Annotated in this window: 19 protein-coding genes and 1 tRNA gene; 15 read left to right on the plus strand and 5 right to left on the minus strand. The window is 66.2% G+C overall.

The features are described 5' to 3' along the window. Positions 1-21 precede the first annotated feature (21 nt). From dapE to ACUXVX_RS03180, 7 genes are all read left to right on the plus strand, one after another. Positions 22-1,173 (plus strand): succinyl-diaminopimelate desuccinylase, encoded by a 1,152-nt coding sequence (dapE, locus tag ACUXVX_RS03150; protein ID WP_446310325.1) that lies wholly within the window; start codon positions 22-24, stop codon positions 1,171-1,173. A 45-nt stretch (positions 1,174-1,218) separates the two neighbouring features. Beyond that, positions 1,219-1,473, plus strand: coding sequence for a hypothetical protein (locus ACUXVX_RS03155; RefSeq protein ID WP_446310326.1), 255 nt, complete (start codon positions 1,219-1,221; stop codon positions 1,471-1,473). Beyond that, positions 1,473-1,787 (plus strand): type II toxin-antitoxin system RelE/ParE family toxin, encoded by a 315-nt coding sequence (locus tag ACUXVX_RS03160; RefSeq protein ID WP_446310327.1) that lies wholly within the window; start codon positions 1,473-1,475, stop codon positions 1,785-1,787. Before ACUXVX_RS03155 ends, ACUXVX_RS03160 begins: the two co-directional genes overlap by 1 nt. After that, positions 1,784-2,197, plus strand: coding sequence for a GNAT family N-acetyltransferase (locus ACUXVX_RS03165; protein WP_446310328.1), 414 nt, complete (start codon positions 1,784-1,786; stop codon positions 2,195-2,197). Before ACUXVX_RS03160 ends, ACUXVX_RS03165 begins: the two co-directional genes overlap by 4 nt. A 2-nt stretch (positions 2,198-2,199) precedes the next feature. Further along, a complete protein-coding gene (locus ACUXVX_RS03170) occupies positions 2,200-2,631 on the plus strand; it encodes a GNAT family N-acetyltransferase (protein WP_446310329.1) in 432 nt (143 codons plus the stop codon). 41 nt (positions 2,632-2,672) lie between these two features. Continuing rightward, a complete protein-coding gene (rnr, locus tag ACUXVX_RS03175) occupies positions 2,673-4,928 on the plus strand; it encodes a ribonuclease R (RefSeq protein ID WP_446310330.1) in 2,256 nt (751 codons plus the stop codon). Positions 4,929-5,019: 91 nt separating this feature from the next. Further along, positions 5,020-6,273: a lytic murein transglycosylase gene (locus ACUXVX_RS03180; RefSeq protein WP_446310331.1), complete on the plus strand. Its 1,254-nt coding sequence runs from the start codon at positions 5,020-5,022 to the stop codon at positions 6,271-6,273. Positions 6,274-6,425: 152 nt separating this feature from the next. On the opposite strand, the gene selD is transcribed toward ACUXVX_RS03180, so the two are convergent. After that, entirely contained in the window at positions 6,426-8,579 is a 2,154-nt protein-coding gene (gene selD / locus ACUXVX_RS03185) for a selenide, water dikinase SelD (protein WP_446310332.1), read from the minus strand. A gap of 195 nt (positions 8,580-8,774) precedes the next feature. Between selD and ACUXVX_RS03190 the strand changes: the two genes are divergently transcribed. After that, positions 8,775-8,851, plus strand: a tRNA-Met gene (locus ACUXVX_RS03190). A gap of 57 nt (positions 8,852-8,908) precedes the next feature. Here ACUXVX_RS03190 and ACUXVX_RS03195 read toward each other — a convergent pair. From ACUXVX_RS03195 to ACUXVX_RS03205, 3 genes are all read right to left on the minus strand, one after another. Further along, entirely contained in the window at positions 8,909-9,949 is a 1,041-nt protein-coding gene (locus ACUXVX_RS03195) for a tyrosine-type recombinase/integrase (protein ID WP_446310333.1), read from the minus strand. Next, the gene (locus ACUXVX_RS03200; RefSeq protein WP_446310334.1) at positions 9,949-10,164 is read right to left on the minus strand and encodes a hypothetical protein; all 216 of its coding nucleotides are present in this window, start codon (positions 10,162-10,164) and stop codon (positions 9,949-9,951) included. The genes ACUXVX_RS03195 and ACUXVX_RS03200 overlap by 1 nt, the downstream gene beginning before the upstream one ends. Positions 10,165-10,476: 312 nt before the next feature. Beyond that, on the minus strand, positions 10,477-11,508 hold the full coding sequence (locus ACUXVX_RS03205) for a LacI family DNA-binding transcriptional regulator (RefSeq protein ID WP_446310335.1): 1,032 nt from the start codon (positions 11,506-11,508) through the stop codon (positions 10,477-10,479). Between the two features lie 214 nt (positions 11,509-11,722). Between ACUXVX_RS03205 and ACUXVX_RS03210 the strand changes: the two genes are divergently transcribed. The 4 genes from ACUXVX_RS03210 (at position 11,723) to ACUXVX_RS03225 (ending at position 16,769) form a co-directional block, all read left to right on the plus strand. Next, on the plus strand, positions 11,723-12,625 hold the full coding sequence (locus ACUXVX_RS03210; protein WP_446310336.1) for a dihydrodipicolinate synthase family protein: 903 nt from the start codon (positions 11,723-11,725) through the stop codon (positions 12,623-12,625). Between the two features lie 59 nt (positions 12,626-12,684). Then, entirely contained in the window at positions 12,685-13,686 is a 1,002-nt protein-coding gene (locus ACUXVX_RS03215) for a TAXI family TRAP transporter solute-binding subunit (RefSeq protein ID WP_446310337.1), read from the plus strand. A gap of 78 nt (positions 13,687-13,764) precedes the next feature. After that, a complete protein-coding gene (locus tag ACUXVX_RS03220; protein WP_446310338.1) occupies positions 13,765-15,660 on the plus strand; it encodes a TRAP transporter permease in 1,896 nt (631 codons plus the stop codon). 2 nt (positions 15,661-15,662) lie between these two features. Further along, complete coding sequence (locus ACUXVX_RS03225; RefSeq protein WP_446310339.1) at positions 15,663-16,769, plus strand: TolB family protein; 1,107 nt, start codon at positions 15,663-15,665, stop codon at positions 16,767-16,769. Between the two features lie 223 nt (positions 16,770-16,992). Here the strand turns inward: ACUXVX_RS03225 and ACUXVX_RS03230 are convergent, their stop codons facing one another. After that, positions 16,993-17,874 (minus strand): LysR family transcriptional regulator, encoded by an 882-nt coding sequence (locus ACUXVX_RS03230; RefSeq protein WP_446310340.1) that lies wholly within the window; start codon positions 17,872-17,874, stop codon positions 16,993-16,995. 124 nt (positions 17,875-17,998) lie between these two features. Here ACUXVX_RS03230 and ACUXVX_RS03235 point away from each other — a divergent pair, with 124 nt between their 5' ends. Genes ACUXVX_RS03235 through ACUXVX_RS03245 form a run of 3 tightly spaced genes read left to right on the plus strand, consistent with a single transcriptional unit; the run spans position 17,999 to position 21,597 of the window. Then, complete coding sequence (locus tag ACUXVX_RS03235) at positions 17,999-19,303, plus strand: FAD-dependent oxidoreductase (RefSeq protein ID WP_446310341.1); 1,305 nt, start codon at positions 17,999-18,001, stop codon at positions 19,301-19,303. 5 nt (positions 19,304-19,308) lie between these two features. Next, positions 19,309-20,589, plus strand: coding sequence for a TRAP transporter large permease (locus tag ACUXVX_RS03240; protein WP_446310342.1), 1,281 nt, complete (start codon positions 19,309-19,311; stop codon positions 20,587-20,589). 33 nt (positions 20,590-20,622) lie between these two features. Beyond that, positions 20,623-21,597: a TRAP transporter substrate-binding protein gene (locus ACUXVX_RS03245; protein WP_446310343.1), complete on the plus strand. Its 975-nt coding sequence runs from the start codon at positions 20,623-20,625 to the stop codon at positions 21,595-21,597. Positions 21,598-21,600 lie beyond the last annotated feature (3 nt).

Below are 21,600 nucleotides of genomic sequence, written 5' to 3' on the forward strand. Positions count from 1 at the left end.
TATCTGGGGGGCAAAGGAGACTTGCCCATGACCGACCCCGTAGAGCTGACCCGCGCCTTGGTGAAGTGCCCCTCTGTCACGCCCGAGGAGGGCGGTGCGCTGGTGCTCTTGGAGGAGCGGCTGACGGCGGCGGGGTTCGCCTGCACGCGGGTGGACCGGGGCGGCATTAGCAACCTCTTCGCCCGCTGGGGCCGGGCCGGGAACGGCAAGGCCTTTGGCTTCAACGGCCATACCGACGTGGTGCCGGTGGGTGATGCGGCGGCCTGGACGCATCCGCCCTTTGGCGCCGAGGAGGAGGATGGCTGGCTCTATGGCCGGGGCGCGACCGACATGAAGAGCGGGGTTGCGGCCTTTGTGGCGGCGGCGATCGACTTTGTGCAGCAGACCCCGCCCGATGGATCGGTGGTGCTGGCGATCACCGGCGACGAGGAGGCCGACGCCTTGGACGGCACCACCGCGCTGCTGGACTGGATGGCGGAGAACGGCGAGCGGATGGATGTGTGCATCGTCGGTGAGCCGACCTCGCTGGAGCAGATGGGCGACATGATGAAGATCGGGCGCCGCGGCTCGATGAATGCGCATTACGTGCTGCGCGGGAAGCAGGGGCACACGGCCTATCCGCATCGGGCGATCAACCCGGTGGCGGCGATGGCGCGGCTCTGCGACCGGCTGGCCTCGCGCACGCTCGACGTGGGGACCGAGCATTTTGATGCCTCGACGTTGGCGCTGACCACCATCGACGTGGGCAACACGGCGACCAACGTGATCCCGGCGGAGGCGCGGGCGACGGCGAACATCCGGTTCAACGACGAGCATACGGGCGAGAGCCTGACCGAGTGGCTGAAGGCCGAGGGCGACAAGGTGGCTGAGGAGTTCGGCGTGGGTGTGGGGCTGACGGTGAAGGTGAGCGGCGAGGCGTTTCTGACGCCGCCGGGTGCGCTCTCGGAACTGGTGAGCGGCGCGGTGGAGGCGGTGACGGGCCGGGTCCCGGAGCCCTCGACCACGGGCGGGACGAGCGACGCGCGGTTCGTGAAGAGCCATTGCCCGGTGGTGGAGTTCGGGCTCGTGGGTCACCGGATGCATCAGGTGGACGAGCGGGTGCGGGTGGAGCAGATCGGCGAGTTGAAGGCGATTTACGGGCGGATGCTGGCGGATTACTTCGCGGAGGGGTGACCCACAAATGTTGTTTTGTGGGTAGGGCAGCGCTAAATTGAGTGCATGCCCAGACTCTCGATAGACATCACCGCCGAAGAGCACCGCAAGCTGAAGGCCATCGCCGCGCTGAAGGGCCAGACGATCAAGGATTTCGTGATGAGCCGTGCGCTGGCGGAAGACGCGAGCGAGGAGGCGGCCGCGCTGGAGGAGTTGCGGGCGTTTCTGGAGCCGCGTCTTGATGCAATCAACCGTGGTGAGACCTTTGAAGTCTCGATGGATGACATCATCCGCGAAGCCAAGGCCCGCCGGGCCGGTTGATGGCAGGGTGGCGGCTGACGGCAGGCTCGAAGGCGGACCTGCTGGATATCTGGGCCTACAGCATCGACCAATGGGGCGAGGACCGGGCGGCAGCCTATCTGGCCGATCTTGAAGGCCGGTTCGAGCAGCTTGCGCGGCTGCCGTTCCGGGATTGGGGCGATGTTCGCACGGGGCTACGCTCGTGCCGGGCGGGGCGGCATGTGGTCTTCTGGCGCTTCGACGCGGATGGTATCCCCGCGATTGCCGCCGTATTGCACGAGCGGATGAACTTTCTGGACCACCTCAAGCAACGCATGGGACCGACCCCCGAATGACCCTCACCATCACCCCCACCCGCGACCTCGATGCTTGCTTTGCCCTCCGCCGGGAGGTGTTCATGCGGGAACAAGGGTTTTCTGAAGCCGAGGAATTCGATGGCAAGGATGGCCGTGCCATTCACCTGCTGGCCGCCGAGAGAGGGGAGCCGGTTGGCACTGCGCGGGTGTTTGTGGAGGAAGGGCGGATCGGGCGGATTTGCGTGGTGACGCGGGCGCGGGGCACCGGGCTTGGGGCCAAGATCGTGCGGGCGGGGATGGAGTTGCTGCGCGAGCGTGGGGCCAAGGCGGCGGTGCTGGACGCGCAGGTGCGGGCGATGGGGTTTTACGAGACGCTCGGGTTCACGGCGGAGGGGCCGGAGTTCGATGACGGCGGGGTGCCGCACCGGCGGATGACCTGCCCGTTGTGAGCGTGGCCCTCTCCGATATCAAGATCGCGCCGACGGAGGATTTTGCCGCCTGCATGGCGGTGCGGATCGCCGTTTTCGTGAAGGAGCAGGGCGTGCCGGCGGAGCTGGAGAACGATGCGCTCGACGCCGGGGCGCGGCACCTCTTGGCCACGCGCGATGGCCGCCCGGTGGGCACCGCGCGGGTGATGCGCGAGGGCGCGACCGGCAAGATTGGGCGGGTCTGCGTGCTGAACGAGCTGCGCGGCACCGGGCTGGGGCTGGCCCTGATGCAGGCGGCGCTGGACGAGCTGCACGCGATGGGCGGGATCGAGCGCGTCCAGCTGGGGGCGCAGACCTCGGCGCTGCCGTTCTATGCGCGGCTCGGCTTTGCCCCCTGCGGCGAGGTGTTCGACTCCGTCGGCATCCCTCACGTCATGATGGAACGGGCGCTGTAATTTCGCTGTTGCCTTCGCCCGCGCCCTGCTACCTCTTTCACATGGCCGAGCTACCAACGAAAAAAGACATTCTGGACTGGATCGCCGCCCATCCCGAGGCGGCCTCCAAGCGCGATATCGCCAAGGCGTTCCACATCAAGGGGGCGGCGCGGATCGACCTCAAGCGGATGCTCCGCGAGCTGGAGGACGAGGGGCATCTTGCCAAGCGCAAACGCTCTTATCGCGACCCCGAGAAGCTGCCGCCGGTGGGTGTGCTCACGGTCGTTGGCCCGGATGCCGATGGCGACCTGATGGCCAAGCCGATGGAGTGGCACGGCGAGGGGCCGGAGCCGAAGGTGCTGATGATCCTGCGCAGCGCCGATGGCGCGCTGGGCGCGGGTGACCGGATTTTGGCCAAGCTGCGCGAGGTGAAAGGCGAGGAGCACCACTACGAGGGGCGGCTCATTCGCAAGATCGGGACCAACCCCAAGCGCATTCTGGGCATCTATCGCAAGAGCGCCGAGGGCGGGCGGATTCTGTCGGTCGACAAGGGCGCGGACCGGGAGTGGACCGTGGCGAAGGACGCCACGGCGGGCGCCAAGGACGGTGAGTTGGTAGAGGCTGAACAGGCCGGGCCGAAGGGCCGCATGGGGCTGCCGAAGGCGCGGGTGGTGGAGCGGCTGGGCGACCCGTCCAAGCCGAAGGCGGTTTCGCTGATCGCGATCCACCAGCACGGGATTCCCGACAGTTTCGACGATGAAACCATCGCAGAGGCCGACCGGATGAAGCCGGCGGGCCTCAAGGGCCGGGAAGACCTGCACGAGCTGCCGCTCATAACCATCGACCCTTGGGACGCGCGGGACCATGACGATGCCTGCTATGCCCATGCCGACGACGACCCGAAGAACGACGGCGGCCATGTCATCTGGGTCGCGATTGCGGATGTGGCGCATTACGTGACCCCAGGCTCGGCGCTGGACCGGGAGGCGAAGGAGCGCGGCAACTCGACCTACTTCCCCGACCGGGTGGTGCCGATGCTGCCGGACCGGCTCTCGGGCGATCTGTGTTCGCTGCACGAGGGCGTGCCGCGGGCCTGCATCGCGGTGAAGATGCGGGTGGACGCGCATGGCGAGCTGGTCGATTGGTCGTTCCATCGCGGGCTGATGAAGTCGCCCGCCTCGCTGAACTACGAGGAAGTGCAGGCGGCGATGGATGGCGAGCCGAACGAGAAGGTCGCGCCGCTGATGGAGGGCGTGATCAAGCCGCTCTACGCGGCCTATCACGCGCTGGTGGATGCGAGAAACCGCCGCCAGCCGCTCGATCTGGACCTGCCGGAGCGGCAGATCGTGCTGGGCGAGGACGGCACGGTGAAATCGGTGCAGTTCAAGGACCGGCTCGATGCGCACCGGCTGATCGAGGAATTCATGGTGCTGGCCAATGTTTGTGCCGGCAAGGAGCTGGTGAAACGGAGCCAGCCGCTGCTGTTTAGGGTCCATGAGGAGCCGAGCGTGGAGAAGCTGGATGCGCTGCGCGAGACGGCGCAGGCGAGCGGGCTGAGTCTTGCGAAGGGTCAGGTGCTGAAGACGGCACACTTGAACCAGTTGCTTGCGCAGGCGGCGGGCACCGACCATGCCGAGCTGATCAACCTGAGCACGCTCCGGTCGATGACGCAGGCGTATTACTCGCCGCAGCACATTGGCCACTTCGGCCTCGCGCTGGGCACCTACGCGCATTTCACCTCGCCCATTCGGCGCTACTCGGACCTCGTGGTGCACCGGGCGCTGGTTACCGCGCATGGCTGGGGCGATGACGGGCTGACGGAGGCGGATATCGAGGCCCTGGAGGCGACGGCGGTGCACATCAGCGAGACCGAGCGGCGCTCGATGACCGCCGAGCGGGACACCACCGACCGCTACCTTGCCAGCTACCTTGCGGAGCGGGTGGGCAACGAGTTTGGCGGGCGGATCAGCGGGATTGCGCGATTTGGTGCCTTCGTGCGGCTGGACGAGACCGGGGCGGACGGGCTGATTCCGATAAGGTCGCTGGGGCAGGAGTACTTTCACTTCGACCGCGAGGCGCAGGAGCTGATGGGGGCCGATACGGGCCGGGTCATCGGGATTGGTCAGCGGGTGCTAGTGCGGCTGGCCGAAGCGGTGCCGGTGACGGGCGGGTTGCTTTTGGACCTGTTGGAGATCGAGGGCGCGGCAGTGAAGCCGGGGGCCTCGGCCAAGCGCGGGCGGCCGGTGCGGCGCAAGGAGGGCAAGGCGAAGGCCAAGGCCCAGAAGGGCCGCAAGGTGGCACGCCGCCGACGCGGCTGACCTGCGCGACGCCGCGCTTTGGCCCGGAGGCCGAATCCGCTATGCTGGGGCCAACGATCTGGCAACAGCAGACGGGCAGGCAGGCGGTATCATGAAGAGAGTATTTGCGGGCGCGGTTGTGGCGCTTGTTGGCGGCGCGGCCCTTGCGGGCCCGGTGGTGGTGGAAACGGCTGTGCGCCCACTGGCGCGGCCTGCGGGGGGAGGGCTTCCGGTGGCCGAGGTTTCGGGCGAGGGGTTTGGCGCTTGGGTCGAGGGGTTCAAGGTGCGGGCGGCGGCGAAGGGGATTGCGCCGGAGTTGCTCGAGCGGGCGTTCGACGGGGTTGAGTATGACCCCAAGATCATCACCCGCGACCGGAACCAGAACGAGTTTACCAAGACGATCTGGGAGTATCTCGACACCGCCGCCTCGGACCTGCGGGTGGAGAACGGCAAGGCGGCGCTGAAGCGGGAGCGGGCGGCGCTGGAGGCGATCGAGGCGGAATATGGCGTGCCCAAGGAGATCGTCACCGCGATCTGGGGGCTGGAGAGCGCCTATGGCACCTACAAGGGCGATACCGATATCGTCGAGGCGCTGGCGACGCTGGCGCATGACAGCCGCCGGGGGGCGTTCTTCGAGCAGCAGTTGATGGCGGCCTTCGAGATCTTGCAGGCCGGGGATGTGGCGCCGCGTGACATGAAGGGCAGCTGGGCGGGGGCGATGGGGCACACCCAGTTCATGCCGACGAGCTACCTTGGCCATGCGGTGGATTTTACCGGCGACGGCAAACGCGACATCTGGGGCGACAACCCGCAGGACGCACTGGCCTCTGCCGCCGCCTACCTCGCGGATGCGGGCTGGGTGGAGGGCATGCCCTGGGGGCTGGAAGTGGTGCTGCCAGAGGGGTTCGACTACGAGATCGCGGGCGAGCATGAGGTCCGGTCGGCGGCGGAGTGGAACGCGATGGGGGTGCGGGACGTGGAAGGACGCCCAGTGCCGGACCACGGGCCAGCCTCGATCCGGCTGCCGGGCGGGGCGAAGGGTGCGGCCTTCATGACCTTCGGCAATTTCATGGTGCTGGAGCGCTACAACACCGCCGATGCCTATGTGATTGCTGTTGGGCACTTGGGCGACCTGATCGCAGGGGGCAAGCGGATTCAGTCCGGCTGGCCGCGCGAGGACCGGGCGCTGACGCTGGCCGAGCGTGAGGAGTTGCAGACCCGGTTGGAGGCGGCGGGCTTCGACCCCGGCGGGGTGGATGGCAAGATCGGACCGCTGACGCTGGCCGCGGTGCGGGCGTTTCAGAAGAGCATCGGGGTGGTGCCGGATGGCTATGCCTCGCTGGCGGTGTTGCAGAAGCTGAGGTAGGCGCCGCGCGTGGCGGAACGCCCGCCCGCCCACCCGGTTCCGCCACGCGCGGCGCGGATCGGGCGGTGTGCCTGATGGGTGGTGTTGGAGTGGGGGCGCTGCCCCCACACCCCCGGAGATATTTGGGCCAAGATGAAGGGCAGGGCGGGGCTTTACTGCACCGTCAGGAAGGGCTCGCCCGCGGTGATCTGGCCGATGCGGGCGGCGGGGAAGCCCATGGCCTGGAGGTCGGTCAGGAGCTTGGCGGCGCGGCCCGGGGGGACGGCGGCGAGGAGGCCGCCGGCGGTTTGCGGATCGAACAGCAGGTCGGCCTCGGGCGGGGCTGGGGCGGGCAGGGCGATGCGGCTGGCGACGGCGGCGCGGTTCTCGGCCCAGAGGGTGGAGCGGATGCCCTTGGCGGCCAGTTCGGCGGCGCCGGGCAGGAGCGGCAGGGCGGCGAGCTTGAGCGTGGCGGCGACCTTGCTGGCCTCGCAGATGGCCATGAGGTGCCCGGCGAGGCCGAAGCCGGTGATATCGGTCATGGCGTGGGCGGTGGCGAGCAGGCGGGCAGGGCCGCCCTGGGGCCGGGCCATGGAGGCGAGGGCGTCGGCGACCCAGGTGGCCTCGGCCCGCCCGCGCATGTCGGCGGCAAGAATGGTGCCGGTGCCGATGGGTTTGGTGAGGATGAGCGCGTCGCCGATCTGTGCGTTTTCCAGCCCCACGGGGAAGGCGGTGCGCAGGCCGGTGACGGTGAAGCCGAGTTGCACCTCGGCGCCCATCGAGCTGTGCCCGCCGACCAGCTCAGCACCTTCATCGCGCAGGATGGCGCTGGCGGCGGTGAGCACCTCGCGCATGGAGCGGGCCTGCATCTCGGGGGACATGCGAGGCAGGGTGACGGAGGCCAGCGCCGCCTGCGGCCGGGCGCCCATGGCCCAGATATCCCCCAGCGCGTGGACGGCGGCGATGCGGGACATCAGCGAAAGGTCTTCGGTAAACCCGCGCAGGTGATCGGTGGTGATGACCTGCCAGTCGCCCTCCATCGCGAGGATGGCAGCATCGTCGCCGGGCAAGCTCATCACGTCGTCTCGCTCGGGGGCGGGCAGCTCGGCCAGTGCGGCCTTCAGCGCGGTGGGGGCGATTTTGGCGCCGCAGCCGGCGCAGAGCATGGGTTCGGCTGCCGGGTCATCGGGGGTCATGGAGGGGTAGGTGGTGAACTTTGCCATGAAGGCGCGGTCTATCTTGTCTTTCACGCGCCAGACCCAGGGGCCGGAGGCGGTGAGGCCGAGCTTTTCGCCCAGTGCGGATTGGGAGCCGAGGGAGATGAGCTTGAGGTAGTCGCGCTGGGGGCGGAAGGGTTTGAGAGCGGCGCCGCCTTTGGTGGCGCGGCGAAGGTTTTCGGCCAGCACAGGGGCGGCGCGGACAGCGTAGACACCGGCCTTGGGGCGCGGGTCGGGCTCGAAGTGGGCGCAGTCGCCGACGGCGAAGATCGCGGGATCGCTGGTGCTGCGCAGGCCGGGGCCGACACGGATGAAACCGTTCTGCAGATCGAGGCCGGTCTCGGCGAGCCAGTCGTGAGGGCGTGCGCCGCCCGCGCCAATGATGAAATCGGCGGGCAGTTCGCGGCCATCTTCAAGGTGGACGGCCTCGGTTGTGACGCGGGTGACGCGGGCGTTCTCGAGGCAGGGGATGCCTGCCTTGCGGAGAGTTTCGAAGAGCCGGGCGCGGGAGCCGCCGCCAAGGGCGGAGAGGGCGGTGCCGGCATCGACCAGCGTGACGCTGGGGCTGTGGCCTGCGGCGCTGAGGCGGTGGTGGGCAGCCATGGCCAGCTCGACCCCGGCGACCCCGGCGCCGATCACCACCACGCGGGCGCTGCCCGGGGCCTCCGCGAAGGCCTGCCAGCGGGCGGCGAAGGCATCGAGTGGCTTGGCCGGGCAGGCGTGCTCGGAGAAGCCGGGGATTTGCGGCATGTCAGAGGTGACGCCGATGTCGAGCGAGGCGATATCATAGCCGAGGCGGCGGGGGCCGGAGGCGGTTTGGACTAGAACCTCGCGTAGGGTGCGATCGATTGCCGTGGCGTGGCCGTCGATCAGCCGGGCGCCGGCGAAGCGGGCGAGGCGGTGGAGGTCGATCTGGAGCGCATCGAGCGGGTAGTGGCCAGCGATATGGCCGGGGAGCATGCCGGAGTAGGGCGCGGTGGTGCCGGGGTTCACCAGCGTCAGCCGGGCCTGCGGGATGGGCGCCATGCCGAGGCGGCGCAGCACCAGCGCATGGGCATGGCCGCCGCCGATGAGCAGGATGTCTTTTGTCAGGCTCGGGGTGGCTTGCACGCGGGCTCTCCGTTGGCTCTGTGCAGACGATAGCGGCCCGGCGGCGGGTGGCAAATGGCGATGGCGGAGGGTTGCGGGGCGGGCGGCGTGGCAATGGGGTGGCGTGGTGGCGATTGTTCACGATCTGGCATCAATCGGGGCCGCTTTTTCTCCTTGACGGCTCGCCCCCCGGCCACTACATCGGCCCTCGCTTTTGGCGGAGTAGCTCAGTTGGTTAGAGCAGCGGAATCATAATCCGCGTGTCGGGGGTTCAAGTCCCTCCTCCGCTACCAAGCATTTCCTGACAGTTCGTGATGTTGCGCCCCGAGCAGGGTGCGCCGTTTGGGCGTTCATTTGGGAAAACCTGTTCCGGTTTCGTGCGCTTCGCGCTTGCGGATCGCAGATAGTGCGAGCTTTGCGTCTCGGCTCAGGTAGTGCGCGTCGAGGATCGTCTCGACCTGCTTGAGGCTGTGGCCGGTGATCGTAGCGATCTCCGGCGTGGTGCATCTGGCGAGAGCGAGGCGGGTGACTGCGGTGCCGCGGAGGTCGTGAAAGGTGAGCCCTTCCACCCCTGCTGCCTTGCAAGCCGTCCGCCACGATGCCCGGAAGCCTGACTCGGTCCACGCGGTATTGCGCACGGTGGTGAGGATCGTCACGGCTGTCTTTTCGGTGCCGTTCAGTGCCTCAAGGAGCGGCTTCCCGACCGGGATGGTGACCCTCACGCCGGTCTTGCTTTGTTTGAGGCGGATGCACTCGCCATCGAACGCCGACCACGTGAGGCGCAGCAGATCGCCTTGGCGCTGCCCTGTCCAAAGCGCGAGCAGGAAGGCGAGACGGAGGTGGGGTGGAGCCGCCTGCATGAAGCGCGCTTCATCTTCCTGTTTCCATACGCTCTCCACGCGACGCGAGCGATACGTGCGGCCTGGGCGCTCACACGGGTTGCTGGGCACGAGGCCGCGATCCTGTGCCCAGGAGAGAACCAGAGCGAGCACAGAGTAGGTGTAGTCGGCCTGCCGGCGAGACTTGGTAGCCAGAGCGTCTCGCCACGTGAGGAACTCTCCCCTCGTCCGCCGATCCGTTAGTGCGGCGATAGGAAAGGTCCCATACTCGGCTTCGATGCGACGAAGGTGCTTCTCGTAGTCGCGCTTCGTCCGGGATGCGAGCTCTTCGAAACGCCGTGATGTGCGGTAGGCATTCAAAACGGCGGCCAGCGTTCCGGACGGAGTGTCCAACTTGGCATCGATCGCCTTCTGATAGGCAGCCATGAACTCCGGGTCGCCAGGAGCGCCGGGCAGACGAGGCCCACCCTTCCATGCGTAGTAGTAGGTCCGATAGGTTCCGTCGGCGAGCTTGGACTTGACGGTGTTGAGACCCTTCAGCCGGACGTGCATTAATGCCTCTCACGCTGACTGCGGTTAGCGTTCCAGTGGTCGAACTCGCTTTCGGGGCTCGCCTGGGGTCCGTCTCCGATCCGCTGCGCGGTATCGACGAATATCGCGCCCTGAGGGGTGATGGTCACGCCGAACACGGTCAACCCTGCGTTCAGGGTGGCCTTGATAGCGCGCTGCAGATCGCTCTGTGTAAACTTGGTCTTGGCCCGAGGCATCTCAGTCTCCTGATTATGCCTCCCTTATAGACAGGGGCCCGTTGGCTTGCGTGTAACAAAGATCACATGAGCGTGATAAGTGGCGCGGGTGACAAGAATCCCGACGTCACTGACGCGCTGATCATGGGGTTTCCGTGCGAGACGTAGCTAAGCCAATGCGCCCGGTTTAACTAGCCCTCACCGTCGGCAGGCCGCTTGATACATCGGGTCCTGAAGGCCGCATTGGCTTCGCCAAGGCCATTAAGTGCATGGTTGGTTTCGTGGACAGTTTTGATGAACACTCGGGGGCGGGCGAGATGGTGTTCGGGGCCCTTAACCTCTCTCTGGCACACGCGCAGTTGATCTTCGGGGAATAAGTGTTGGGGTAGCTACTGCATTGAATCCGCTCGGCACCTCTTCACTCAACATCCTCAAAGCCGAAGCAGCGATCTGGTCGAAGGGGACGCGGACGGAGGTCAGAGGTGTCGGTAGCCGACTGACAATTGGAATGTCGTTGTAACCTACCAGCGATACGTCGTCCGGCACGGAAAGACCTGCCTTTCCGATCGCTGAGAGTGCGCCGATGGCGGTGTTGTCGTTGACCGCGAAGATGGCGGTTGGGCGGTCTTTGAGCGCCAGTAGGGCGTTGGCCACCTCTTCGCCGGATTCAATACTGAAGGAGGATGGCGCGACAAGTTCGGGGGCGATCTTCACCCCGGCCTCTTCCATCGCCTTACGATATCCTTCCACGCGCCCCAGTGCGCTCGTGGCGTAGCTTGGACCCGTGATGAGGCCGATGCGGCGGTGGCCCAGGTCTAGTAGGTGGCGTGTGGCGAGGTAGCCGCCGAGCCTGTCGTCGCTTATCGACGCAGGGCTTGAGCCGTTGTGGCGCAGCGCCAAGACGACGGGCACGCCGCGCTCGCGAAGCTCGTCAGTGAAGTGATCGTCGGTGCGGGCCGTCGCCAGAATCAATCCATCGACTCCGCGCCGTATCAGTGCCTCGGCGGCGGCTCGGCCTGCATCGGGATTGTCGTCGGTGGTGGCCACGATGGTGAACTGACCGTTCTGCGCGGCCGCCTTGGCCAGCGCCTCGTAGAGCATGGCCATGACCGTGTCCGTCAGGCGCGGAACGATGACCCCAATCTGTCCTGTGGAGCCGCGGCGTAGGCTCGCCGCAGAGAGGTCGCGCACGTAGCCAAGCCTTTGTGCAACCTCGCGAACCCGCCGCGCCTTGGGAGAGTCAGACTGCGGCAAGCGCTCGTCGAGCATGCGCGAGACGGTCGATTTGGACACGCCCGCTTCGCGCGCCACGTCGTGGAGCGTGACACGAAGCTTGGAACGGTTTGCGGGCACTTCGGTATCCACGGGCGATGATCCTTGATCGGCAAAATGTGGTCTGCCTGCAAACTACCACTTGACTCGTCACGCTGGCAATGCATTTTTGGGAACGTTCCCGCAAACGTTCCCAATCTGGCGATACGGGTTGGCTAGGGAACGTTGGATTAGACACAGACACACCACCCCGGAGGAGACTTCCGACATGCAACCCATGGATCTTCGCGGCTTGAACCCCGCTCCCGTGACCGCCTTCAACCGCGACGGCTCGCTCGACATCGATGCCAACGTGCGCATTGCCAAGTGGCTGGCGAGCTTCGACGAGGTGAAGTCACTCGTCATCCTCGGCCATGCCGGTGAGGGCACCTTTCTGACCACCGACGAGCGGCTGGAGCTTATCCGCGCCTACAAGGACGCAGTCGACATTCCGATCATTGCGGGCATCACCGGCGAGGGCACCAAGGTGGCGGCCGAGGAGGCGAAGCGCTCGCTCGATGCCGGTGCGACCGGCGCGCTGGTGTATCCCAACCACGGCTGGCTTCGCTTCGGCTTTCAGAAGGGTGCGCCGCAGGATCGCTACAAGGCGATCTACGAGGAGGGCGGGCTTCAGACCATCCTGTTCCAGTATCCGGCTGCCACCAAGGCCAACTACGACCTCGACACCCAGCTCGAGATCGCGGCCCAAGAGGGTTGCGTTGCCACCAAGAACGGCGTGCGCGACATGAAGCGCTGGTATGTCGAGATCCCGGCGCTGAAGGAGGCCCAGCCCGAGCTGCAGGTGCTGTCGTGCCATGACGAGTGGCTGCTGCCGACCATGTTCGACGTCGACGGCCTGCTGGTGGGCTACGGCAACATCGCGCCCGAGCTGCTGATCGACCTTATCCACGCCGGCAAGGCCCAAGACTACACCGCCGCCCGCGAGATCTTCGAGCGGCTGCTGCCGGTGACCCAGGCGGTCTATCACCGCGGGTCGCACATGGAGGGCACAGTGGCCCTGAAGATCGGCCTGCGCCATCGCGGCCTGCTCGATCACGCCACCATCCGCGAGCCGTTGAAAGACCTCGGCGACGCTGCCGAGCGCGAAATCGAGGCTGCCTTCGAGGCAGCCGGGATCGGCCGTGTCGATCTGGCCATCGCGGCTGAGTGACCCAAGCAATTTGCCCCCGGCCCGCGCCGGGGGCATCCTGAACCCAAGGGAGGACCAACATGAAACACGCAATTTTTCCGCGCCTGCGCACAGCCGTTACCGCTGCCGCCGTTGCGGCCACCACCGCCACATCTGTCGCTGCGCAGGAGGTTCGCATCGGGGCCATGCGCGAGGGCTCGTCGTGGTATGTTTTTGCCGCCACGCTCGAGCAGATCATCGAGCCGATCATCGGTGACAACTCTGTCGAGGTGATCGCCCGGGGCGGCGGTGTCGCCAACCCGATGGTGGTGCAGGGCGGCAAGGCCGAGATCGCCCTGTCGAACGTGGCCTCTGCCGTCTGGGCGAAGAACGGCGATGACGTTTACAACGGTATGGCCGCGCCCGACATCCGCGCACTCGTCGGCGGCTTGAATGACGTTTACGTGGGCGTGCTGGCCAGCAAGGCCTTCACCGACAAGATGGGCACCACTGACCTTTCGGAAATTTTCGCTTCGGGTGAGCCGGTGCGCGTGCTGATGAAGCCGGTTGGCTCGTCCGCCGTTCCGGTGGCAGAGATGATATTCGAAGGACTCGGCACCTCGGCCGATGAGATCAAGGCCAATGGCGGCGATATCATCCAGGTCGATACCGGCCAGATCGCCGACCAGATGCGCAACGGCAATGCCGATGTCTACATCGACACGATGATCAAAGGGCATCCTACGATCACCGAGGTCGCGTTGACCAACGAAGTGGTCTTTCTCGACATCCCCGCCCCTGCGATGGACCTCCTCGCGCAAAACGGCCTGACCCCGGGCAGCTATGGCCCGGAATGGTATAAGGGCCAGACTGCGGCCACCTCGGGCGCCAATCTCGGCACCGTGTTGATCGCCAATGCCGCACTCGACGAGGAGACGGCCTATCAGATCACCAAGGCGATCATCGAGAACGCCGAGGCGCTGAAGGCCTCCCATGGCGCTTGGTCGCGGTTCGACCCGGCCAAGGCGATGCTGCCAGAAAACACCGGCATCGAACTGCACCCCGGCGCGATCCGCTACTTCAAGGAAGCCGGCCTGCTGTAAGGCCGCGCCCGCGTCGCCGCCCTGTGCGGCGGCGCGGCACCCCCCTTCGACATCCGTTTTGCGCCCAGGGAGGACACCATGCGCGAGATGATCCTGAAGAGCCCCGCCCTGACTGCCGCCTTTGTCGTCGGCGTGGCGATGATCGCCTTCCAGGTCTGGCTGCTGTTCGAGCCGCAACAGCCCCTCTTCGAGCGCCCGGTGCACCTCGCCTTCGCCCTCGTCCTGCTGTTTCTCTACAAGCCGCTCACCGCCCCCCGCCTGCCGCGCTGGCTTCGGATCGGGCTGGATGCGGCGGCCATTCTCGCCGCGCTCGCGGTGCTGGGCTACTACCTCACCGGCTTCGAGCGGCTGACGACCCGGATGGAGAACGTCTCTCCGATTTTCACGACCGATATCCTGTTCGGTGCACTGCTGGTGTTCCTCCTGCTTGAAGGCTCCCGCCGCGCGGTGGGCTGGGTGCTGGTGTGGGTTCTGCTGGCGTTCATCGCCTATGCCTTCTGGGGCAACGTGCTGCCCGGCTGGCTGAACTTCCGCGGCTTCGGCGTGGAGGCGGCGACCGAGATCACCACCATGACCACGGCGGGCGTGCTTGGCATCACCACATCCACCTCGGTCAGCTTTGTCTTCTACTTCATCCTCTTCGGCGCCTTCTACGCGGCGGTGGGCGGTGGGCAGCTGTTCATCGACCTCGCCATCCGCGCAGCCGGACGCGCCACCGGCGGGACCGCCAAGGCCGCCATCATCGGCTCCTCGCTGATGGGCTCGATCTCGGGCTCGGCGGTGGCCAACGTGGTTTCCACCGGCGTCTTTACCATTCCGCTGATGAAGCGCACCGGCGTGCCCGCAGCCCGGGCCGCAGGGATCGAGGCCATTGCCTCCACCGGCGGGCAACTCATGCCGCCGATCATGGGCGTTGCCGCCTTCATCATGGCCGAGCTGCTCGGCATGCCCTACGCCCAGATCGCGCTGGCGGGCCTGATTCCGGCGGTCGCCTTCTACCTCGCGCTGCTGCTGGTGGTGGACCTGTCCGCCCGCCGCGACGGGGTGCGGGCGCTGACCTCGGAGGAGGTGTCGCAGACCCCGGCCATTGGCCCGCGCCTCCATCTGATCCTGCCGCCGTTGGTGCTGATCGGGCTGCTGGTGAGTGGCTACTCGGCCTCCTACTCGGCGGTTGTGGCCTCCCTCGCCTGCCTCGTGGTTCCCTTTCTCCGCGCGTCCACGCGGATCGGCTGGAAGCAGATCGCTGAGGCTCTGCGGGACGCCCCGCGCCAGGCGGCCGAGGTGGCCGTGCCGATCGCCGCCATCGGTCTTGTCATCGCTGTCGCCGTGCAATCGAACCTCGCGCTTAAGTTCGCGGGCTCGCTGCTGTCGCTCTCCGAAGGCTCGATCTATGCCTCCCTGATGTTGGCCATGGTCGGCTGCATCATCATGGGCATGGGGCTGCCCACGGTGGCCGCCTATATCATCGGCGCGGTGCTCTTTGTGCCGGCCATCGAAGACCTCGGCATCGCCCCGCTCGCCGCCCACTTCTTCATCTTCTACTATTGCGTGCTCTCGATGGTGACGCCGCCGGTGGCGCTGGCCTCCTTCGCTGCCGCAGCGGTGGGCAAGGCCTCTGCCGTGCACACCAGCCTCTCGGCCTTCGGGCTCAGCCTCGTGGCCTTTTTCGTGCCCTTCGCCTTTGTCTTCGACCCGGGCGTGCTGGCCCAGGGCGGCGCGGGGCAAATCGCCTTCAGTGCGCTCTCTCTGCTGGTCAGCACCGCGCTCTGGGCCGTGGCCTTCGGCGGCTGGGCGATGCGCCCGCTGGGCTGGGCCACGCGCCTGCCCATCGGCCTCGCAGGGCTGGTCGCGGTGATCGCGCCTTCGGGCAGCACCGCCTGGCTGGTGGCGCTGACCGCAGGCTGGGCCATGGTGATTGTCGTGGCCTTCACCGCCCGCAGCAGTGCACGCACGCTTCCAAACCCCGCAGAGTAACCATGCCCTACACCCACCACCGCTCCGAGTCGGCGCCATTCAACGACGGCACCGGCGCGACACTCCGCCAGATCACGCAGCACGGCTCGATACACCATCACCCGTTCTTCTTTGTTGACGCCTGGGACGCGGCGATGAGCTTTCTGCTGCTGATCTCGCACCGCACCGGCAGCCCGCAGATCTTCATCGAGCCCGCGCCGGGCGCCGACCTGGTTCAGCTCACCGAAGAGCCCGCGCTGGCCGAATGGTCGGTGATCCCCTCGCGCGACGGCGACTGGATCTATTTCGTCGCCGGGCAGGAGGGCAAACGGGTGTCGCCGCGCGACGGGAGGGTGGAAGTGCTGGCACATTTCGACAGCCGCGAGATGCGCGAGGCCGGGATGGTCGGCGCGGCGATGGGCACTACGGCGCTTTCGGCCTGCGGGCGCTACTGGGCGGTGCCGGTGAAGAGCGGCGCGGTCAGCCGGTTCTGGCTGGTGGATACCGAGACGCAGAGCGCGGAGGTGTTCCTGGAAGCGCCCACCATCGGCCACCCGCAGTTCTGCCCCGACGATGACAACCTGATCCTCTATGCGGGGCCCATGACTGACCGGGTCTGGGTGACGGACCGGCAGGGCAACGCCCGGCGCATCTTCGAGCGCGCGCATGAGATGCAGTGGATCACCCATGAGGTCTGGCGCCCCGGGCATCGAACCGTGCTCTTTGTCGACTGGCCCAACGGCTTCGGTGAGATCGACCCGGAAAGCGGCGAGGTTCGGATGCTGACCGACTTCCCGGTCTGGCACGGTGCGCCCGACGCCACAGGCGCCCACCTGATCTTCGATACCAACTTTCCCGACCGAGGCCTGCACCTGCTCTCGCTCGACGGATCCGCTCCGCCCACCCCGCTTCACCGCCCGGAGGCCAGCTCGCAGGGTGCGCATTGGGCCGACCCGTTCCCCTACAACAACGGGCCGGTAAAGGTGCATGCCCCGCAGCACACCCACCCGCATCCACGGTTCTCACCGGACGGACGGAAGGTTGTGTTTACATCCGACCGGAGCGGGACAGCGCAGATCTATGAGTTAGATGTGAAGTCTGAGAAGGTTGGTCATCCGATGCGTGATTAGCCGACCTTTACCAATCTTCAGCCGAAAAAACCGAAGGATGGACAATCCACAACAAAATGCTCGTCTGACTGCCTGAACTCGAGAGCAGATAACAACGCAGATCATCGAACGTTAGCCCGTCACTGAGGTTCTCGAGTCCTTCGATGCCTCGATCCAAACCGTGCGCGTGGGAGTGGCCCGCGCCGCAATTGAGTTTGGCACTCCCCTCACAGCATAAAGTGGCTCAGTTGGCCAACATCCGTTCCACTTCGGCCAGAAAACCCTCTGCGTCACGTGACAGGGGCGCATCGCGCATACTGATCACGTTCAGCGGGAAGCAGTAGTCGATGTCGATGGCGGCGACGCAGGTGCCCTCAGGGATGCGACCGTGGACAGTGAAGCGGTCGAGGAGGGTGAGGCCGAGGTTCTCTTCCACAAGCACACAGGCGGTGCTCATCACTCGGCAGCGGGCCCGGTAATCCGGGGCGAGGCCGCGGCTGCGAAACATGTCGTCGATCAGTTGCTGCTGAAAGGCCTGGGGGTTGTAGCCGATCACCGGATGGGCGGCGATCTCTTCAAGTGTTACCCGCTCGCGCCCGGCAAGCGGGTGGTCGAGGGACATCAGGCAGACCAGCGGGGCCTCTGCAATTTTCCGGATGTTGAGCCTCGGGTCGTCGATCTCGTAGATCGTCAGGGCAAAGTCGTAGCGGCGGAATTCGAGCAGGGGCAGCACCTCGTCGACGTGCATGACCCCCAGTTCGAAGCGAAGGTCGGGCTGGCGGGCCTGAAGCCGGGAGAGGGCGTGGGGCACCACGCTGAGGCCGAGGCCAGGCGAGGTGCCGATGCGTAGGGCGGTCTCGGTGCGTGCCTGTCCGGTGAGGCGGGCCTCGATGCGGGAGAGGCTGCTGTGGACCTGTTCGAGATCGTCGAGCAGCGCGTGGGCCTCGGGCATGGGCACGAAGCCATTGGGTGCGCGCGAGAACAGTGCGAAGCCGATCTGGCTCTCGGTATGGCGCAGCATCCGGCTGACGGCGGCGGGGGAGACGTTGAGCAGCTGTGCTGCGCCGCTGACCGAACGGGCGACCATGACGGCGCGGATAACCTCCACCTGCCGGATCGAAATCATCCATGTTCCCCCTGCTTGCGGGCATTTAACCAAACGTTAAAGCCGTCGGATCGAATGTTAATCGTCTCCGCCGCTCGCTTCAACTAGGGTCGGGCGCACCAGACGACCGGGAGGAGGTCACCGAATGCCAGATACCAGCGCCCCCCTGCGCGCAGACGCGGAATGCGATGTGATCGTCGTGGGCGGCGGCATGGCCGGTTGCGCCGCAGCGCTGGCAGCGGCCCGCAATGGTGCGAAGGTGCTGCTGATCGAACAGAACGCCTTCTTGGGCGGCGCGGCGACGGCGGGAATGGTGGGCCAGTTCGTCGGCTGGCAAACCCGGTCGGGCCGCACCGTGATCCGCGGCGTGGCCGAGGAGATCGTGGAGCGGCTCAGGGCCGATGGCGGATGCGGGCCACTGGGCACCTTCGTGATGTCAACCGGCCACGTGATGAACCGCATCGAGTATGACGCGCAGGTGCTGAAGGTCTCGCTGGAGCAGATGCTGATCGAGGCGGGCGTGCGCATCCTGTTCAAGTCGGTCAACATGGGCGCGGCCTGCGAGGGCGGCCATGTCACCGAACTGAGGGTTTGGGCGGCGGGCAAGCCGCTAAGCCTGCGCGCCGCCTGTTATATCGATGCGTCGGGCGACATGAGCCTCGTCACCGTCGCCGGTGGCCGTTTCCTCGGCCTGAACGAGGGCGAGGCGCTGCAACCCGGCACGATGATGTTCGAGATGGCGCCGGTGGACATTGCCGCTCTGGAGGGCATGAGCCGGGCCGATCGTGACCGGGTGGTGGCCGAAGGACTGGAGAGCGGCGCGCTCCCCCGCGCCGCGCTGCATTACTCCCGCGTGCCGGGTGCCAATGCCGCGTGGTTCAACATTTCCCGTGTCTCCGTGGACCCCGACGACCCCTTCTCGGTGAGCGCCGGCGAGATCGAGGGGCGACGGCAGGCGCTGGAGATTTCTCGCTTTCTCACCGTGCATATGCCGGGCTGCGGCGAGGCGCGCCTTTCGGCCATTGCGCCGCAACTCGGCATTCGCGATACGCGCCGCGTGCGGGGAGACTACGTGGTGACCCGAGAGGACATCACGCGGGGTGAGAGGTTTGACGATACCGTGGCCGCCGGGGCTTACCCAATCGATGTCCACAAGCCTACAGGCAAGGAGATTACCTTCATCGAGTTCTCCGAGGACCACCATTACAACATCCCCTGGCGAGCGTTGCTGCCCGAGGGGCTGCGCAACGTGGCGGTGGCCGGGCGCGGCATTAGCGCAACCCACGAGGCCTTTGCCGCGCTTCGGGTCATGCCCACGGCGATGGCGATGGGCCATGCCGCGGGCACTGGCGCGGCTCTGGCGATGCAAGCACAGGGCGAGCTGCGACAGGTAAAGGTGGGCGCCCTGCAAGCCCGGCTGCGCGCCGAGAACGCATATTTGGGAGACTGACCGTCATGGCCTTTGCCGCGCTGCTCATCACCTTTGCCTTTTTCATGGCCATCGGCGCGCCGGTCGCGCTTGCGATGGGCGTGGCCTCGATGGTCTACATCCTGCTAGGCGACGTGATGCCTTCGATCTTCATCTTCTCGATGGTCGAGAGCCTCGGCGGCGTCACGTTGCTGGCGATCCCCTTCTTCGTGCTGGCGGGCGAGATCATGAACGTGGGGGGTGTGACCGAGCGCATCTTCCGCTTCGCCGGGCTGCTGGTGGGACACATCCGGGGTGGGCTGGCGCATGTGAACATTCTCTCCAGCCTGTTCTTTGCCGGTATCTCCGGCTCGGCGGTGGCCGATACCGCCGGGCTGGGGCGGATCGAGATCAAGGCGATGGTGAAGGCGGGCTATTCGCGTCCGTTCAGCGCCGCGGTCACCGCTGCCTCAAGCTGCATCGGCCCGATCATCCCGCCTTCGATCCTGATGGTGCTTTATGGTTCGATGACCGATGTCTCGATCCCTGCGCTGTTCGTCGGCGGGCTGGTGCCGGGCTTGCTGCTGGGGCTTTTCATGATGGTCTACGTTTACTTCGCGGCCAAGCGCGAGGGCGTGGAGCCCGAGGTGCGCGCCTCGCTCTGCGAGATCGGCCGCAGCTTCATCCGCAACGCGCCACCGCTGGCCACGCCCTTCGTGATCCTCGCCGGCCTCGTCTTTGGCATCGTCACCCCGACAGAAGCAGGCGTGATCGCCGTGGCCTATGCCTGTGTGGTCTCGATGCTCTACGGCGACATGAAGTGGTGCAACCTCGGCCCAATGCTGGAGGAGGCGCTCGTCACCACCACCCAGATCATGTTCATCCTCGGCATGTCCTCGCTCTTCGGCTGGCTCGTCACCACCGAGCAACTGCCCGATGCGATGGCCGAGTTCTTTCACCGCTCCGGCTACGGGCAGATCGCCTTTCTCTTCGCGATGAACGTGATCCTGCTTCTGCTCGGCACAATCATGAGCCTGACCTCGATCCTCGTCATCTTCACGCCCACCCTCGTGGGCATGGGTGTGGCACTGGGGGTCGACCCGGTGCACCTGGGCGTAGTGATCGTGCTCAACCTTACCGTGGGCCTCATCACCCCGCCGCTCGGCTGGTGCCTCTACATCGTCACCGAGATCGCCGAGATCCGCTTCATCGACACGGCGAAGGCGATCCTGCCGTTTCTCATTCCGATCCTGCTGGTGCTGCTGCTCATCACCTATGTCCCGTCCATCGTGACATATCCCGGCGAGCTGCTGTTGCCCGGACGCTGACCCGACACCGAAGTTCATCAAGGGAGGACAACCATGAAGATGATCCACACAGCCACGCTGGCCCTCGCGGCCGCAACCATTGCAGGCGCCGCGCAGGCCGCGACCTATCGGCTCGCCTGCCCGTCGGCGGAGACCTCGGCCACCTGCATGACCGCGACGAAGTTCGCGGAGGAGGTCGCGGAAAAATCCGGCGGCGACATCGAGATTCAGGTCTTTCCCGGCGGCCAGCTCGGCTCGGGCGAGAAGGCGATTCAGCAGATGCGGGCGGGCGTGCTCGACATGGTAGTGGAGAGCCTGTCGAACTACGGCAACTTCGAGAAAGATTTCAACGTCGTCTCATGGGGCTTCACTTTCCGCGACGGCGATCATTTTCAGGCCTTTCTCGACAGCGACATGGCCACGGCGATGGAGGACAAGCTGCTGGAGGAAGCGGGGATCAAGATGATCGGGGACGATTGGGCCAAGCTGCCGCGCGTGGTGGTCTCGACCAAGCCGGTGAACACTCCCGACGATCTGACTGGTCTCAAGTTCCGGGTGCCGGGCATTCCCTCTTACATCAAGACTTGGGCCACGCTGGGCACCAACCCCACGCAGGTGCCTTGGGCCGATAGCTTCCAGGCGCTGAAGACCGGCATGACCGACGCGATGGAAAGCCCCTACGACTCGGTGCTGAGCCAGAAGTTCCACCTTGCCGCGCCCTATGTTACCCGCACCAACCACGTGTATGACTCGATCACCGTGGCTATGAACGGGATGCGTTGGGGCCAGCTCGACGAGGCGCAACAGCAGATTCTGCTCGATGCCGCCGCCGTGGCCTCGGACTATTCCAAGGAGCTGATCGAGGAGGCCGCCGCCACCATCGCGGACCAGCTCAAGGCCGACGGTGCCACCATCATCGAGGTCGACCGCGCCGCCTTTGCCGAAAAGCTCACCGCCGCTGCGCATGAGCAGGAGGCCGAAGGCCTCTGGGGCGCAGGTCTCTACGACGCGATCCGCGATATCCAGTGATCC

The organism is Vannielia sp. SX4 (assembly GCF_052828525.1).

What these genes read in the sequence shown, in the direction of transcription:
- ACUXVX_RS03215 (WP_446310337.1), top strand. Translation starts at nt 12,685, where the DNA reads ATGAAACACGCAATTTTTCCGCGCCTGCGCACAGCCGTTACCGCTGCC.
- rnr (WP_446310330.1), top strand. Translation starts at nt 2,673, where the DNA reads ATGGCCGAGCTACCAACGAAAAAAGACATTCTGGACTGGATCGCCGCC.
- ACUXVX_RS03180 (WP_446310331.1), top strand. Translation starts at nt 5,020, where the DNA reads ATGAAGAGAGTATTTGCGGGCGCGGTTGTGGCGCTTGTTGGCGGCGCG.
- ACUXVX_RS03225 (WP_446310339.1), top strand. Translation starts at nt 15,663, where the DNA reads ATGCCCTACACCCACCACCGCTCCGAGTCGGCGCCATTCAACGACGGC.
- ACUXVX_RS03200 (WP_446310334.1), bottom strand. Translation starts at nt 10,164, where the DNA reads ATGCCTCGGGCCAAGACCAAGTTTACACAGAGCGATCTGCAGCGCGCT.
- ACUXVX_RS03235 (WP_446310341.1), top strand. Translation starts at nt 17,999, where the DNA reads ATGCCAGATACCAGCGCCCCCCTGCGCGCAGACGCGGAATGCGATGTG.
- ACUXVX_RS03230 (WP_446310340.1), bottom strand. Translation starts at nt 17,874, where the DNA reads ATGATTTCGATCCGGCAGGTGGAGGTTATCCGCGCCGTCATGGTCGCC.
- ACUXVX_RS03195 (WP_446310333.1), bottom strand. Translation starts at nt 9,949, where the DNA reads ATGCACGTCCGGCTGAAGGGTCTCAACACCGTCAAGTCCAAGCTCGCC.
- ACUXVX_RS03160 (WP_446310327.1), top strand. Translation starts at nt 1,473, where the DNA reads ATGGCAGGGTGGCGGCTGACGGCAGGCTCGAAGGCGGACCTGCTGGAT.
- ACUXVX_RS03240 (WP_446310342.1), top strand. Translation starts at nt 19,309, where the DNA reads ATGGCCTTTGCCGCGCTGCTCATCACCTTTGCCTTTTTCATGGCCATC.
- ACUXVX_RS03245 (WP_446310343.1), top strand. Translation starts at nt 20,623, where the DNA reads ATGAAGATGATCCACACAGCCACGCTGGCCCTCGCGGCCGCAACCATT.
- ACUXVX_RS03165 (WP_446310328.1), top strand. Translation starts at nt 1,784, where the DNA reads ATGACCCTCACCATCACCCCCACCCGCGACCTCGATGCTTGCTTTGCC.
- ACUXVX_RS03155 (WP_446310326.1), top strand. Translation starts at nt 1,219, where the DNA reads ATGCCCAGACTCTCGATAGACATCACCGCCGAAGAGCACCGCAAGCTG.
- ACUXVX_RS03220 (WP_446310338.1), top strand. Translation starts at nt 13,765, where the DNA reads ATGCGCGAGATGATCCTGAAGAGCCCCGCCCTGACTGCCGCCTTTGTC.